The following is a 15,110-nucleotide window of genomic DNA, read 5'->3' on the forward strand; positions in this document are numbered from 1 at the left end:
GAATCAGTAAGCGTAGGTCGGGCCTTGGCCCGACGATTCCTTTGATTTAAAAAAGTGAAGAAAGAGATACATAAAGCATTTACTTAAGACTCAGGCTGTATGTCATCACTACGTTCAAACCCCAATACACTTCGGCCACCATACATCCAGGAGACTTCTTTTTCATGCTTAATGATGTCTTCTACTGAGGGTCCACTGATAATATGTTGTTCAAGTTCCCGAGCTTGTTGATCCAATCGTTTAATCGCATCTAATTTTTCTTTTTGCCCTAGGGCCGCTTTTTGAATCGCCGTTTTTAAAACCCCTATCGTTTCGTCATACACTTTAATGGGAACAGGAAAGGGATGGCGGTCTTTCCCTCCCAGAGCTATGGAAAATCGAGCTGGATCGGAAAACCGGTAAGGTGCCCCATGAATGACCTCAGCTACCATCGCTAAGGTGAGAATGGTTCGAGCACCGACTTTAGGGGTTAAAAGAAGCTCAGAGAAGTCTTTGGGGCCACACTCGATAGCTGCCGCAATATTACCATGCAAACGTCGTAATGAAATATTTTCAGGGCGGACATCGTGATGGGTTGGCATATCGAGATGCGGCACGCTTAAGCACTGAGGTAAAGGTTTAGAAGCTTCGGCTATAATGCGTTCCGGCGAAAGTGTTTGCAAAATCTCAAGCTGCTTATAATGGGAGAGTTGAGCCCGCTCATCTGTCAGGTTAATGATACTGCCTTGAGGGCGTCCTTCTATAGCTGCATGCGGAGCAATAACAAAACTTTGTAGTCCTTCCGATAGCCAATGATATCGTCGTGCTTGCTTATTAGCCGTATTCATTCCCTGCTGAATAACCGTCCATTTTCCATCATCAGCTACTATAAAGCTATGCAAGTAAAGGTCGTAGCCATCTTGAATGGCCGCACTATCTACCTTTGCTACTAGTCGACTGGTCTGAGCGAGTTCCGTCCCGTCAAAACCCACATCCGAACCAATCGCAACAAGCTCGTGGGGTGTATTGCGCGAGTATTTGCCTCTTCCACCACACACGTGCAATCCTAATTCTTTAGACAAAGGACTTAATCCTCGTTTTAAAGCGCCTATCACACTGGTGGTAATACCTGAGGAATGCCAATCCATGCCCATGAGACTACCAAAAGACTGAAACCAAAACGGGTTGGCTAAACGACGTAACAATTCGTCACGTCCATAATGGAGGATAATGGCTTGGCTTATGATAGCACCCAATTTAGTCATGCGTTCGGCGAGCCATGTTGGCACACGACCATAATGTAAGGGTAAATTAGCAGTTCCAGTTTTTTGAGTCATAATCTTTATAAGTATAGTGCTTGTTACAATTGAGCATTTTGCTCAATTAAAATTTATATGATTTATTTTAAAGCATAGTGGATGTATAAGAAAGGCGACCTGGGTTTCAGTAGAAATCAGGGGCTTGGGGAGTAATGCTCTACTTCTCAAGCGTAGGTCGGGCCTTGGCCCGACGATTCCTTTGATTTTAAAAAATGAAGAAAGAGATATATAAAGAATAAAATTTATTGAAAAACACAATCAACACGATTCAACGCAGACTCAGCCAAATCTAACGCCATTTGAAAGGATTCGCCCTCAGTTATAACCGCGCACAACAGGTTGTCATAACCTTGAGGGGGAACTTTAACCACATCATTTACCTGTCGTAACAGTTTAAAATCCATTCCAGAGGCTAAGGGTAGAAAGGTATTTATCAGAATTAAGATGAGCTGAGGGATTGAGTTGTCATGTTGTTTTCTATTACAGAAGAATGAAGTGTCGCAACACTGATGCGCACTTAATATGACATAGATTGCTTCTATTTAAATCTGATTATCACAGTAATCAGACTTAGTATACTTTCCAGCGCGCACCACAAATGCCCTACTCTCACAATATGAAAATATCTTTGGAACGCTGTAATCCTACTTGATATTCACCTACTTTTACTAGAACCTGAGTGTATAGAAATGTTAATTAGCACCCAACTTTAGTCGAAAGACCTCGCCTTTCAATTCAATCGTATCTCCTGCAACCATCTTTTTTCTTTTCTGTTTTTCTATTATGCCGTTTACCAAAACAGAGCCCGCAGCTATCATATCCTTAGCTTCTGCTCCACTCGAGGTGATACCTTCAAATTTAAGAATTTTAAAGAGTTCAACAGGTTCTTTATTAATGAAAACATCTTTCATATTATTTTATTACTCCAGTAATTATGAGTTGTCGCAATTTTTATCTTTTAAGGAAGCAAGATAAAGGGTTTCAATTTCCTTTCTTGCCCATGGTGTTTTGCGCAGGAATTTAAGGCTTGATTTGATACTGGGGTTGGAAGAAAAGCAGTTAACTTTGACTCTTTCCGCCAGGCCTTCCCAGCCATAACAAATTAACAAACTATTTAAGATAGCCTCTAGGGTAATGCCGTGCAGTGGATCATTAGAAGTTCTGTCCATCAACTATACCTTTTTTGGTGCACATTGGGGTGTTTAGTCTAGACTTCGCTAAACTTTTTATCATAATAATATAATATGACCATTAAAATTGCTCAGAGATTTATTTATGAATTACAGTTTTGAGTCTGAGATTACAATTAATCAGACTTTATAGTGATTATTAGTGGTTTAATCCCAGCCCTTCCCTTTTAGAAAACTATAAGATTTAGTCCTCACGTAGTTAGAAAATATTTAATTCACCGTGGCTAATAGAATAAACATTACATAATATCATTCGAAGTGGCTATTGCTTTGGCAATAAAAATACCAATAACTTTTAAGGCATTATCAATCTGATGAATTTTTATTTGTGCAGTTTTAAATGTTGTACCGGTAGTTAATACATCATCAAAAATAACAACACTTTTATTTTTAAGTTTATTGATAAAACTCTCGTCAATTCCTAAATTCTGTAGTTTTTTTTGCACATCTCTTTCATTTGTCTTATGGCTTTCGTCCACCGATTTTTTAACATAAAGTGCATCAAAAAAAATAAATTCAGGAATAGCAGCACTAACCAACTCTAATATTCTAACTAACCTATTATCATGATTTTCATCCCCAGGTGCTTTTGATGGAGGAGCAGGGATCCATAAAAAATTAGTTAATTCAGGATGTTTCTTAATTGTCTGTATTAACCACTCAGAAATAGTCGCTATACTCTTTGTTTTGTACTTTTCTCTCAGGGGATTCTTACGAATATCTTGGGGGGAAATTTTTAAATTCGAAACGATCTGTTTTTGTTCATTATCAAATATACTAGACCATGAATCGTATGTCATATAATAATAACATTTATCAGTTTCTTCTAGGGCAAAGCGATTTCTTTCTAATTCCCAATTTTCTAAAGCAAGTATTTTATACATCAAAGTAAATGATCCAATATATCGTTGGTGCTTTTAACACGAATGGCGCCTAATCTCTCAAATTTTTCAGGCCATGTTAAGTTTTTATTTTCAAAATTATTGTTAAGAATAAATAATTTTCTTTTTTGTTTAATTGCTGCTGTTGCTTGTGTTAGTGAGCCCGAAGTATTTCCAGCTTCTACAATGATTGTTGCCTCACTGATTGCAGACATAGTTTTATTTCTTTCTGGAAAATTAAAGCGATTACTTTTAGGATTTCCATTCTCATATCTAATAATTGGAACTTGCGAGATTAACAAATGATCCTGTGCAATCAATTGTTGAAGAGATCTATTTTCAGGAGGATAAAAATGAGTAATTGGTGTTCCTATTACAGCGATAGTTCTACCTTTTAACTCTATAGATGTTTTGTGTGCTGCAGTATCTATTCCAGACGCCAATCCAGAAATTATTGTTAAATCCTCAGATACTAACTCTTTAACTAATTTCTGTGTTCTTTTTATACCAGTCTCAGAGGGCTTTCTCGATCCTACAACAGCAACTCCCCTAGTATATAGATAATCAAGATTACCTTGATAATATAATAGAGGAAGAGGATATTCAGCATCATTCAATTTAGATAAATAATCTATAGTACCTCTAATAAATACGTTTAGATTAGGAATAGGAGCTTTATTAAATTTTTCCAAAACAAGATTTAAATACTTTTGTGCAATATCCTTTTCAACTAAATCACTCAAGCTAGTTGCATGTGATTTTTCAATTAAATCAACAAGTTGCTTATAGGAAGATACCCTCTCATTTAAAAGATATTCATAGGAGCCAATTTCGAGAGAAGGAGATAATGCGAACATAATTACTCTACGTTTCTAAGTATAGATATAAATATTTCCTAAATAGGACAATCAAATTTATTGTTAATAAAGTTTATTAATCTAACCTATTAATTAGATGTATTAACATTTAATAATGAAGTGTACTAAAAAAATAGTCAAATAGCGATGAATGAGAATTTCATACTTTATATATATGACTTCGAAAATCTTTCTGTCCTCTTTTATTTCATGAGGGATCTTATGTAGTTAAATGTGAAGTAAAAAAAATGGGGGTTTTGCGAACGTTGCCGCTTATGAGGCTAAATAAATCTGTTTTTCAAGTATTCGTCTATTTAGAGGCCAGTTTTCTGCATAAAGTCTACTGTTCAAAGTAATCAGAATTTTTAAATGCTATTAAGCTCCCTGCTTCTTTTGATTCTCAATAGAAAGTTCTATTACTTCCAGATGTCTTTTTGAATATTTATATCTTCTTAGATTATGAATCTATATTATGTAAAATATTAAGTTAGGTTAGAAAAAAACAGATATTGTATTAGAAAAAAATTGAAGTATTTTATAATATGCCTTATTTTTTAACCCTAATAATATATCCATCATTATTAAGGATTTCTTCAAACTCTCTAAACTTTCTTTGATTTATTGATTTTTCTAATTTTTCTTTATAAGTCATTCCCTTACCCTTATAACCATTTGGTTCCGAGCGCAGTGTAAATTTTTCTTTGGTTAATTTAATTTGTTTTTTCATTAATAACTCCTTAAAAAGCTAAGAATATCCCTATTTTTTATTTTCTTGATTCTATATTTAGAGATCTTTCTCTCTTTATTATTATTAAATAATTTTCTTGCGATAGAGTCTCCCTTATGATTTATCTCGAGGCTTATTATATGTCCTTCATTAATTTTAGTCCATTTTTTGATCGATCTGTTTTCAAAATATTGCCATTCAAGCCAGTTCTTATCAATATTTGAGAGCTGATTACAAATATCGTTAACAGATTGATATCTATCATCTGGTGATATATTTAAGCATTTATTGATTATCTTTTTTATTTTAGGTGGTATGTGTAGGGGGTATTTATTCCTATTTGGAAATTGACCTTTTAAAATTGCGTTGTCTAATTGTTCTCTATTATTAAATTGATCAAATTGAATATTAAATTCCTTGTTGCCTACACACATCCTATACAGGGTTAATCCAAATTGATATACATCATAAGCATAGGTATATTGGGTCTGTTCAATGTTTATTGCTTCAGGTGGAATTTGTTTCAAATAAAGACGGCTGGGCTCAGAAAGTCCAAATTCATTCGTATAATGAGCAAGACCAAAGTCAGATAGCATGGCTATGTCATTAGATAATAAAATATTATCAGGCTTAATATCAAAATGAATAAAGCCTTTTGAATGTATATGACTTATTCCTTTCGTTATTTGTCGGGCATACTTAATTATTTCTTTAACAGTTAAAAATCTGGTTTGCATCAAACAACTAAGAGAACCTTGTGGATAATATTGCATTGCAATATAAATGTAATCTTCATCTTGAGATGCATACTGGACGGATACGATATTTGGATGCTCTACGTTATATAAAATCTGAGACTCTTGAAAAAACCGCTCTTGATCTATAAATGAGGATTTTTTAATTTTTTTAACCACTAGCGTGGCATCCAGAGCAGAATCATAACATTTATATACTCTAGAGTTTCTACCCTCCTGACCAATTTCACATTCTATGGTAAATGCTAATACAGTTTTGGTTTCAATTTTAAGCATTTATTGCTCCTATAGCTGTGAGCAAAGCTTCCTTTTCATTTTCTTTAAGAGAATCCCAATTATTAACTTTTTCATAATTTAATAATCCTTTAGTGTAAAGCTTAAAATTTTTCTTTGGGATTCCAATTTTTGAGGAAATTGTAGCGATTGGACCTTTATAGTATTTTGTAATGTTACATTCCGCAAAAGACTCTAAAATAACTCCTTCAAAATAAACTCTATTTAAGTTGATTTTTGCAATGGGTTCGGCAGTTCTAATACCAGCATGGGTTATAATATTCTTTTTTATAATAGTTATTAATTCAACGCGTACTTCATGCAGTTGCTGAGGCAATGAAAATGCATTGGAAAGTTTTATTGGTTCTATTGTTATAACTTCGTTTTGTTCATTATCATAAACAGCAAATATTATTTCTTTGGTAGAACATCTTAATCCTAATGCCTTCATAATTTCTTCCTTGATTTATTTTAATTGTAGACAAATATTTGAATAAATATTGAACTAAATATAAAACTAGCCGGCATTGAGGTAATATCAAAGACAAAATACATTCCTATGTGATCTTATATTCACTAATCGTATTAAGGAATCAATACTACTCTGAAAAATCTTTGAGTGAGAGAGGAGTTTTATGCGCGATATAATCTACTACTTTTCGTCGTTCTAATTTCGACGCTTACGAATAGCTGAAACCCAATTTTCTAGTTGGTCAATGTCAGCCTTTAAGACATTCGGTTCCGGCAGTTCAGCTCTCGCTGCAGGTGCCTGATCGTGGCCGGGTAACCATTTTGAACATTTTGTCATGGCCTCACTTAAGGTTTTACAATCCTCTTCTGTTATATCCGCAACTTGTTTAACTTGTTGTGTCTGGATACTAGGGCGATATCTTTCAACTACACCGCCCAAAAGAACTTCTTCAAGTGCTCGCTCCCATGCTTCCCGAAGCATACCGTAGATGTAACTAGCCTCCTTTTCGTAGGCTGCTTTGTGACCTTCGCGGTATAGCTTTTCTGAGTCTTGGTATAGTTTTTTAAGGAAACCAATCTTCTTCTTTATAGGTAATGCAACCCAAGGTAAATCTTCAGCACACACGCCAGCGCCTATGTAAAGTTGTCTTATATGCTGATCTAATTGCTTAACACCCAAATCTTCTGAAAATTGTTTAAGTTGAAGCAAAAATACAATATCATGAGTGAATACAATAACTTGTCTTTTCTGCGACTCTAAAACAAGTCGTTTGGCAACATCTTCGCGCCATTTATAATCAAGCGATGAAACAGGATCATCAAATATGATGCCTGACGAATCGTCAGCTGTACTAAGTTCTGCAAAGAATGCAGCTATGGATAAGCATCGCTGTTCGCCTTCACTGACAACGCGTGGCAATTCAACACCCGGCGCGCGAGTAAGAATAAGTTTGTGATAAAGTACACCTTCCGTTCCACCTGCTTCCTTCAACTCAACCTCGACATGACGAAAAGCCAAATTTTCGAGTTCATCACTAAAACTCTTCTTGAGCTTACGGGTGACATATGATTTTGTAACGGAAGTACTTTTCTTAGTAATTGACTCGGTCTTTGTGTCGTTTAAGCATAGCTCATACGCTGCCAACTTTTTCTTTCTCTCAATTTCATTCAATACGAGTTGCACATGCTTAGCCAGTATTTTTCGTGCACGGAACTCTTGCATCTCAGAGGACATGCGCTTCTTTTCTTCGTCGTTAGCACTATTGCTTAAAGCTTTTATTCGTTCTTCAAGCTGCAGGGCTAATGCTTCAACCTCACTAGATATCAACATCAGTTCTGGACAATCCGCAGAGATATCCTTATTTTCATTTAAAGCAGTTACAATCTTTATACGACGGCTTTCATTATTATTCAATGCAGTGGAAACAGCATTAGCAAAATCTTCATCCTCGATACGAATTTCTTTGAGGGTATCTTGGATTGTTTCATTTAAAGTCTGAAACTCTACGAACTCTTTTTTTATGTTAACATACTCCTCACGTAATTTACGAAGTTCACGTTCAGTTGTAGACGCAACGAAAGTCTGAAACTGCTTGAGTCGGTGGACTGCTTCATGATCTATATTTTGTTGACATAAAACGCATTGTGCATCATTTTCAACAACCGGAAATTCTTGCCCCTGATAAGCCAATTCTTCAGAGAACCGTTTTGCTGCCTCCCATAATTGTGACCATACTTCCGATCCTGTACCATCAAGCATTCCTTCGGGAAAGGTTACTTCGCGCAGCCTTTTCGCTTCTTCCTTTTTACGGAGTCCCTCCGCTCTAGCATCAAAAACGGCAGATACAGCTTTTTTCGAAAGCGTTGTTTCAACTAATTGAAGATGTTTAACAAGGGTTCGAATGCGGCCTGTACGAAGTTTCATTTGCTGAGCCAACTTTTCTGTATCATTGGCCTGCAAATCCTGTAAAGACTTTTCCAATAAGGAAAAACGAGACTCTTCTTCCTGTGAGAAGCGAGCAAGGGACAGTACTGTTTCTGGTTTTGTCAGTGATGAAATGCCCGCTAGAAATTTCCCAACACGCGATCCATCTGGAACTTGACTCTGAAATAAAAGCAATCTATTTGTACTAATATCACGCTTTTCTCTTTCCAGATTTGAGCGAATGGTCTTACATACTTTTACAAGTTTGTCGAAAAGATCAAGGCCAAATGGCCGGAATGCAACATCAGTTTTTTCTGTCAAATAGACGGCGGCTGACTGGGTATCGAAAACACTTACTCGGGAGATAAAATCATCCTCTCCTTCTCCGGCCCATTCCTGTAACTCAGATTCGGCTCCTACCTGGTATTTTATTGAGACAGTTGGGGTGTGGGGAGTGCCTCCAGAGATGACGTTACCAAGTATGCTTTCTTGGCCTCTAGCACGGCAGGCGCTTTTCAGAATCCTGATGTATCCTGTTTTACCGGCCGCATTATCCCCATAAACAACTGTAAGGGAAGAAGAAAAATTCAAGGTTTGGCCTTCCGCCAATGCATTGACTCCACGGTGATGATAGATTGAGTGGAGGATAACTGGAGATGTTGTTTTATCGAATGAGGGTATATGATCTTTCGTCAGTGGCAAAGGATCCCGTTGTTCACTCAGACCATGAGAGCTTTTGCAGATTTCTCCTAGTTCCCGTAGATCGTCCTCAGAAAGCTCATCATTGAGAACAAGACGACGCAAAGCATCCCGTTGCCAAGCCGGGCGCTCCTCCGACCATTCGAGTATATCTTTCAAGACAGACACTATTTCCTCTTCAACCTCGGTTCACAATATATATTAAAAATCACTGACCTGTTTTTCATCAATAAGCGATAATAAACCATTAAAACAATACCTAACCTATGGTATATTTTTAACTATACATCATTATGCCTTCTATTTTTTATAAGTGCACCAGTAAAGATCTTACAACTACGCAGTTATTTCTTATTTTTTTTTGTTTCTTCAAGTGCCTCTACTTATAAATATATTTATATAGCGTAGTTTTTCCTATCCCAACCATCTTACAAATTACACCTATTGGGTGTTTCTTATTAGAATATAAAGTCTTAACAAGCTCTATTTGCTCTGCATTTAACTTAGTTGGTCTACCACCTTGTCGCCCTCTCGCCCTAGCTGCTTCAAGACCCGCGCATGTTCGCTCTTTAATTAAATTACGCTCAAACTCAGAAAGAGCACCAAAGACATGAAACATAAACTTACCTGAGGGTGTCTCTGTGTTGATAGCCTCGGTTACACTATGAAAACCGATTCCGTTTTCTTCTAGCTTGCTCACATAAGAAATAAGATGCTTGAGAGATCGTCCTAACCTATCTAATCGCCAAACAACCAAAACATCTCCTTCTCTTAGAAAATTTTCAACTTTCTCTAAACCAGGTCGTTCAGATACAGAACCACTAATCTTATCCGTAAAAATTTGCTCGCATCCTGCCTTTTTCAGTTCATCAAGTTGCAAGTTTAAATTTTGTTCATGTGTTGAAACTCTGGCATACCCTACTCTCATTATTATTCCTTGTTGTTCAGAAAGCCTAAAAGAATAGATTAAAATGAACTTTGATTAATGTATAGAGTTTTCGAACTGGTTTTCTTTGTGAAATACAAATTTTTGAACATCAATATTTGGCGTCCACAAACCCATCATTTTCCAGACAATAGTTGCTTAGTATGGGATCGGCACCCCATGACTATAGTTTTCATGTTCATTTTTTGCAGCCTAATCTCCGAATTCAGGTATCAAGGAACAAAAACTTATTCAGCGCATCAAAATAAAATTGTTAGAAACGGGAAATGGGAATTCCTATATATTTCAAGATAAAATGACTAATTGAAATTTTAATTTTTTAACCAAAAAAAGGCCGTAATCGTTTTGCAGCAGCGCGTTGTTCTAATTGTTCCGAAGTCGTTGGGTGATCAAACTGTTTGAGGGGATAATTGGGATGTGGGTTAAAGGTACTTGGCATTAAGTGAAGTACTTGTTGCGTTTCCTTTAGCACCGCATTAAGTTGATAATCAATTAAAGGTGTTTTATTTACCTGGAGGTAGAGCTGTTTTGCCTGTTCAAGACCATGAATGATGGCTTGGTGAAAATGTGAAATGGGCCCTCTTAGTGCTGCAATGTAATCAAAAATAGGCTCTCCAGCTTGTTGTTTTATAAGCAGTTCCATTTCTGGATCCAACTGGTGAAGCACTTCTAAGAATTGGTTTTGTTTGGTAAGGAGCATCGACAATTCTTTCGTGATCAGGTGATGTTTTTGCGATCCTTTATCTTTAAATGAAAACGAGTTATGGCTGGATTTATAACTTGCCACAATTTTAGAGAGGGACCCGGTTAATATGGCTAAAACATTTAAGATTTGTTTTAAATCCTCATTTCCTACCGCATAGGCTAATCGATCCATATTCATTTTAGCGGACTGCCTGGGTTGAATACCCAGATAATACAGCACATTATGATCCAGCTGAAATATAAAGCTCAAGGCATCTTCACAACTTAAACGATATTGCAGCGTTAATTGAATTTTGAGAATTTTATCTTCATCAGAAGAGTCTTCATCGTCACCATCAGCTGTTTCTTGAAGAAGTTTACTTAGAATAGATTGAGTCTCATTAAGATATAACTTGGCTTTATTTATTAAAAGATCAATATTGTGAAACACGCTATGCATAAGATTCAAGACTTTATAGTGTCGTTGTGACCCAATTATAGCATCAGTTCGTTGCAAGGCATAAAGGAACGACCTGGCACCATAGATTTTCTATAACCAGGTTCCATCCACCTATTCAAAAAAATCCAAAATCAGCGTAGGCTAGCGCTGAATTTAGTGTCCAACTGGGATGTACCATGCATTATTTTTACTATACTTAGTATATCAATTAATTGGAGCTTTGTAGTTATGCCAAATAAAGCAGTCCAATCTGACTCGCACGATATGACTTCAATTACTCATGTTAAAATGACACATAGTCCTGTTGCTCCCGATTGGTGGACTTATCAAACTTCAGCAAAAAGTAATAAACAATTTGATCAAGAAGTTTGTGAAGAAGAACTGGCTGCTTCCCAATTTGCAGTCGCTAAATATATTCTCACCCACCCGGAATATATTGTTGTCCATGAAGGACTTAGTGAAACTTGGTCTTCTGCCGAAATCGATCCCGAAAAAGAAATTACCCAGCAGATCCGGACTCATTTTAATAAGGAAACCTTTGATAAAGAATTTGATGAATTATCACCGGAGCAAAAAGCCCAATTAAGAGGGCAGCACGGAGCGCCAATTCTTTTATATCTTGGTCTTCTAGATACACTTTACCCATCAGCTTCTTTGGAAACTACAGAGAAGTTGGTGCACGATATTAATTCTTTAAGAAGCAATTACGGTTCTCTTATAGATATTGAACAAAAATTTCGAGAGACGCGTGAAAAAGAAGCGATTATTTTATCGAAATGTGCTGCAGATGAGACTGGAGTTAGAAAGGTTTTATTAGTGTACGGTGGGATACACAACTTAGAAGATGCCGTAGAACTACTTGACGATGAAACGATTGTCTTAGAAAAGCCAGTAGACTTGAGTCAAGTTCTCCCCCAGAACACCCATAAAGAAAATCTAAACACCAACTTAGCTGTAAACCAATTTAATTTCTGGTCAGACTCGCCCAAAAAAGCGTTTACCATCTATGGCGATACAGAGTCAGAGAAAAATGATGACGCGACGAACAAAACCAAACCTACTTAGATTGCTTTGTTGGGCCAAAACGATCCAACCTACCTCGCTGAGCATTTCTATAGCAAGATCTCCTGGATACCGCGCATAAAGCGCGGTACGTAGGCGAAGAAATTAAGCGCGGTAGGTAGGCGAAAAAATTAGTGGGGGTTTCTCATCAAAAAACTGACGATACCTCAGGTCAAACGACCCAACCTACCTCGCTGAGCATTTTTATAGCAAGATCTCCTGGATACCGCGCATAAAGCGCGGTACGTAGACAAAGAAATTAAGCGCGGTATGTAGGACGAAAAAATTAGTGGAGGTTTTCACATCAAAAAACTGACGATACCTCAGGTCAAACGACCCAACCTACCTCGCTGAGCATTTTTATAGCAAGATCTCCTGGATACCGCGCATAAAGCGCGGTACGTAGACAAAGAAATTAAGCGCGGTACGTAGGCGAAGAAATTAAGCGCGGTAGGTAGGCGAAAAAATTAGTGGGGGTTTCTCATCAAAAACTGACGATACCCCAGGTCAAACGACCCAACCTACCTCGCTATTGGTTAGAGCTAAAGCAAAAATATTTCTTGCTTTTAAGGATAAGTCCTGAATTTAATAGGACTAATGGTAATTATTGTTAACGGATTAACTGGGGAGGGATTTTGGTTTCAAAAAAAACAGGCACCATCATCTTGCTTGGCAGCGCACTGCTAATGCTTGTGCTTGGCTTATTGCTCCCACCCATTCCTCAGCCGCAAAGTTATCACCACTTTGCGGAGCAACGTACTTGGTTTGGTATCCACAATGCCTGGGACGTGCTTTCTAATCTGCCTTTTGCCTTAGTAGGAATCTGGGGCTTGTTCCTCTTATTTTTTGATAACAAAATCCAGTTTATAGAGCGCAGTGAGCGCTGGATTTGGGTCGGTATTTCGCTTGGACTGATATTAGTAGCCTTGGGTTCAGGCTACTATCATTTAGCACCAGACAATCGCCGCTTAGTATGGGACAGGCTGCCGATAACGGTCGTGTTCATGTCCTTTTTCGCGGCCCTAATCTCCGATAGAATAAACAGCCAACTAGCTTTGTGGTTCTGGCCTTTTCTATTATTCATGGGTATTTTTAGTGTTTTACAATGGTATGCTAGTGAACTTCATGGAACTGGTGATTTGCGGCTTTATGTAGCCGTGCAAGCATATACGATCCTGGTAGCATTTATAATGCTGCTGTTACCATCACATTATACCCGATCCTGGGATATAGCTGTAGTTGCCCTGCTCTATAGTTTATCAAAAGTATTTGAAATTTATGATAATCAGATTTATCGATTCTGTGGCGGTATGACTAGCGGACATACTTTGAAGCATCTGGCCGCAGCGTTGGCGGCTTTCTGGTTAATACGGATGATGTGGAAGCGACACATTTCATAGCCTATTTTTGCCATATCAATGCATAGGGCCAGCCCCTCTGAAGTACTGTGGTCATAGACAAAAGACCTGCTCCACGGGCAAATCCTGGTTGAAGCACCAGGCTGCACTGTTTGGGTTTTAGGAGATGTTCATAGAGATTTGGAGATCAGAAGAACTGGTTGAGGCCAATTTACGCTCTTGGAGCTGCTTCACAATTTCTCTGAATTGATGTGTTATATCTCTGCAGTCATTTACAGGCTCTGTTTTTGCCAATGAGTGAATTGCATGAACTATTGTGGCAATATTCTCTGGTTTTTTGGGTGGATTTACATCATTATAACCACAATAAGTAGATAACCATTGAAATAATGGCTTTATATTGCCAACAATAGGCTCTGCTACCTGTAGAAACACGCTGGGTCCGTTCATTGAATTTGCAAAACTTGCCACACAATCACCAGTTGCCATGTCCATAGCACAAAATGAAATAGAGCCCGTGTTATTCCCCCAATGAAAGGCAATGGTCTTTCCTGTCTCTTTGTCATTATAAACACCCATCCCCAAACCCCATTGAACGTATGAGGTTTCAGGCGAGGTCGTTGGCGGTAGGCTTGATAAAACGCCAGTCAGTAATGTGGATTTAAGATGTTCATTTTTATAACAATACTGTAAAAAGCTGATGTAGTCCTCTGCAGTTGTAAGCAGCGATCCAGCAGGTCCTCCCGGTACCTCGTCAGGTAATGGTGGTAAAGGGGCAAGAGGACCATCGGGGTGAGGATTGGCCATGTGCGCTTTGGCGACATCTCGACGGGTATCATTGAGATAACCACCTGGCAGCTGCCTCATAAAAGTAGAACTCTGCATCCCCGCTTTTTTAAAAAAATCTTGAGCAACTTCTTCCCACTCTTTACCCGTTTTTTTCTCAAGAACTTCCTTTAAAAAATCAAGTGCTACTCCTGAATAGGTGAATCGAGTGTTAGGAGTTGCGATAAATTTTTTTCCATCATCACCATCCTGACCAAAGTTTGCTAGACCAGAGCATTGTCCAATGACCATACGCGTTGTAAGTGTTCGATAATGAGGGTCTTGCCTAAGTTCTGGGGGGCCATAGTCAGCAATATCCGCTAGAGGTGTGTCTAGATCCCATTTGCCTTGGGCAACCAAATCTAAAATAATAGCTGCTGATACGGGCTTACTTAGGGATGCCGCTTGAAATAGGGTATTTGTATCAACACGGCTTTGTATTGAGGTGTCAGTCTTTCCGTACGCCACAGCATCGCGGGTACCTTTTTGAGACCAAGAGAATGATAATGCTGGAATATTTGTATTATCAAGCAGTTCATTCATTAATTCTTGTCGTTCTTTCATAAATTCTTCTCGTCCTTTCATAAAATCATGGCCGGTGAATAAAATAAATGCCCACCAGGCTTAGATAATTTGTCCACGTGCCAAACGAGCTCAATCCGTAGTGCAAATTCTATCTATAAAAGCCTTATGGGATAAA

The 15,110-nt window shown here is 37.8% G+C and carries 15 protein-coding genes; 2 read left to right on the plus strand and 13 right to left on the minus strand.

The window, feature by feature from the left end; translation table 11 throughout:
• Positions 1-83: 83 nt before the first annotated feature.
• The 12 genes from FOLKNPGA_RS16585 to FOLKNPGA_RS16640 form a co-directional block, all read right to left on the minus strand.
• A complete protein-coding gene (locus tag FOLKNPGA_RS16585) occupies positions 84-1,316 on the minus strand; it encodes a DUF763 domain-containing protein (RefSeq protein WP_182350930.1) in 1,233 nt (410 codons plus the stop codon).
• A 224-nt stretch (positions 1,317-1,540) separates the two neighbouring features.
• Positions 1,541-1,702 (minus strand): hypothetical protein, encoded by a 162-nt coding sequence (locus FOLKNPGA_RS16590; protein WP_182350931.1) that lies wholly within the window; start codon positions 1,700-1,702, stop codon positions 1,541-1,543.
• Between the two features lie 288 nt (positions 1,703-1,990).
• Positions 1,991-2,209 (minus strand): RNA-binding S4 domain-containing protein, encoded by a 219-nt coding sequence (locus tag FOLKNPGA_RS16595; protein ID WP_058517330.1) that lies wholly within the window; start codon positions 2,207-2,209, stop codon positions 1,991-1,993.
• Between the two features lie 21 nt (positions 2,210-2,230).
• Positions 2,231-2,467, minus strand: a complete 237-nt coding sequence (locus FOLKNPGA_RS16600; protein WP_101901306.1) for a VF530 family DNA-binding protein — start codon at positions 2,465-2,467, stop codon at positions 2,231-2,233.
• 260 nt (positions 2,468-2,727) lie between these two features.
• Entirely contained in the window at positions 2,728-3,372 is a 645-nt protein-coding gene (locus FOLKNPGA_RS16605; RefSeq protein WP_182350932.1) for a phosphoribosyltransferase, read from the minus strand.
• Positions 3,372-4,226, minus strand: a complete 855-nt coding sequence (locus FOLKNPGA_RS16610; protein ID WP_182350933.1) for a DNA-processing protein DprA — start codon at positions 4,224-4,226, stop codon at positions 3,372-3,374. Before FOLKNPGA_RS16610 ends, FOLKNPGA_RS16605 begins: the two co-directional genes overlap by 1 nt.
• 547 nt (positions 4,227-4,773) lie before the next feature.
• Positions 4,774-4,953, minus strand: coding sequence for a hypothetical protein (locus tag FOLKNPGA_RS16615; RefSeq protein ID WP_182350934.1), 180 nt, complete (start codon positions 4,951-4,953; stop codon positions 4,774-4,776).
• A complete protein-coding gene (locus FOLKNPGA_RS16620) occupies positions 4,953-5,984 on the minus strand; it encodes a serine/threonine-protein kinase (protein ID WP_182350935.1) in 1,032 nt (343 codons plus the stop codon). The genes FOLKNPGA_RS16615 and FOLKNPGA_RS16620 overlap by 1 nt, the downstream gene beginning before the upstream one ends.
• Positions 5,977-6,432: a hypothetical protein gene (locus FOLKNPGA_RS16625; RefSeq protein ID WP_182350936.1), complete on the minus strand. Its 456-nt coding sequence runs from the start codon at positions 6,430-6,432 to the stop codon at positions 5,977-5,979. Before FOLKNPGA_RS16625 ends, FOLKNPGA_RS16620 begins: the two co-directional genes overlap by 8 nt.
• Before the next feature lie 216 nt (positions 6,433-6,648).
• Positions 6,649-9,234 carry an AAA family ATPase gene (locus FOLKNPGA_RS16630; protein ID WP_182350937.1) on the minus strand — a complete coding sequence of 862 codons (2,586 nt, stop codon included), beginning with the start codon at positions 9,232-9,234 and terminating at the stop codon, positions 6,649-6,651.
• Positions 9,235-9,454: 220 nt separating this feature from the next.
• The gene (locus FOLKNPGA_RS16635; RefSeq protein ID WP_182350938.1) at positions 9,455-10,003 is read right to left on the minus strand and encodes a recombinase family protein; all 549 of its coding nucleotides are present in this window, start codon (positions 10,001-10,003) and stop codon (positions 9,455-9,457) included.
• A 337-nt stretch (positions 10,004-10,340) separates the two neighbouring features.
• The gene (locus tag FOLKNPGA_RS16640) at positions 10,341-11,165 is read right to left on the minus strand and encodes a hypothetical protein (protein WP_182350939.1); all 825 of its coding nucleotides are present in this window, start codon (positions 11,163-11,165) and stop codon (positions 10,341-10,343) included.
• Positions 11,166-11,393: 228 nt separating this feature from the next.
• On the opposite strand from FOLKNPGA_RS16640, the gene FOLKNPGA_RS16645 reads away from it, so the two are divergent.
• Together FOLKNPGA_RS16645 and FOLKNPGA_RS16650 are read left to right on the plus strand one after the other, a co-directional pair.
• Positions 11,394-12,230: a hypothetical protein gene (locus FOLKNPGA_RS16645; protein WP_182350940.1), complete on the plus strand. Its 837-nt coding sequence runs from the start codon at positions 11,394-11,396 to the stop codon at positions 12,228-12,230.
• Between the two features lie 632 nt (positions 12,231-12,862).
• A complete protein-coding gene (locus FOLKNPGA_RS16650; protein ID WP_182350941.1) occupies positions 12,863-13,627 on the plus strand; it encodes an alkaline phytoceramidase in 765 nt (254 codons plus the stop codon).
• A gap of 117 nt (positions 13,628-13,744) precedes the next feature.
• On the opposite strand, the gene FOLKNPGA_RS16655 is transcribed toward FOLKNPGA_RS16650, so the two are convergent.
• Positions 13,745-14,974: a serine hydrolase gene (locus FOLKNPGA_RS16655; RefSeq protein WP_182350942.1), complete on the minus strand. Its 1,230-nt coding sequence runs from the start codon at positions 14,972-14,974 to the stop codon at positions 13,745-13,747.
• Positions 14,975-15,110 lie beyond the last annotated feature (136 nt).

The organism is Legionella sp. PC1000, from assembly GCF_014109805.1.
Lineage (GTDB): Bacteria > Pseudomonadota > Gammaproteobacteria > Legionellales > Legionellaceae > Legionella > Legionella resiliens.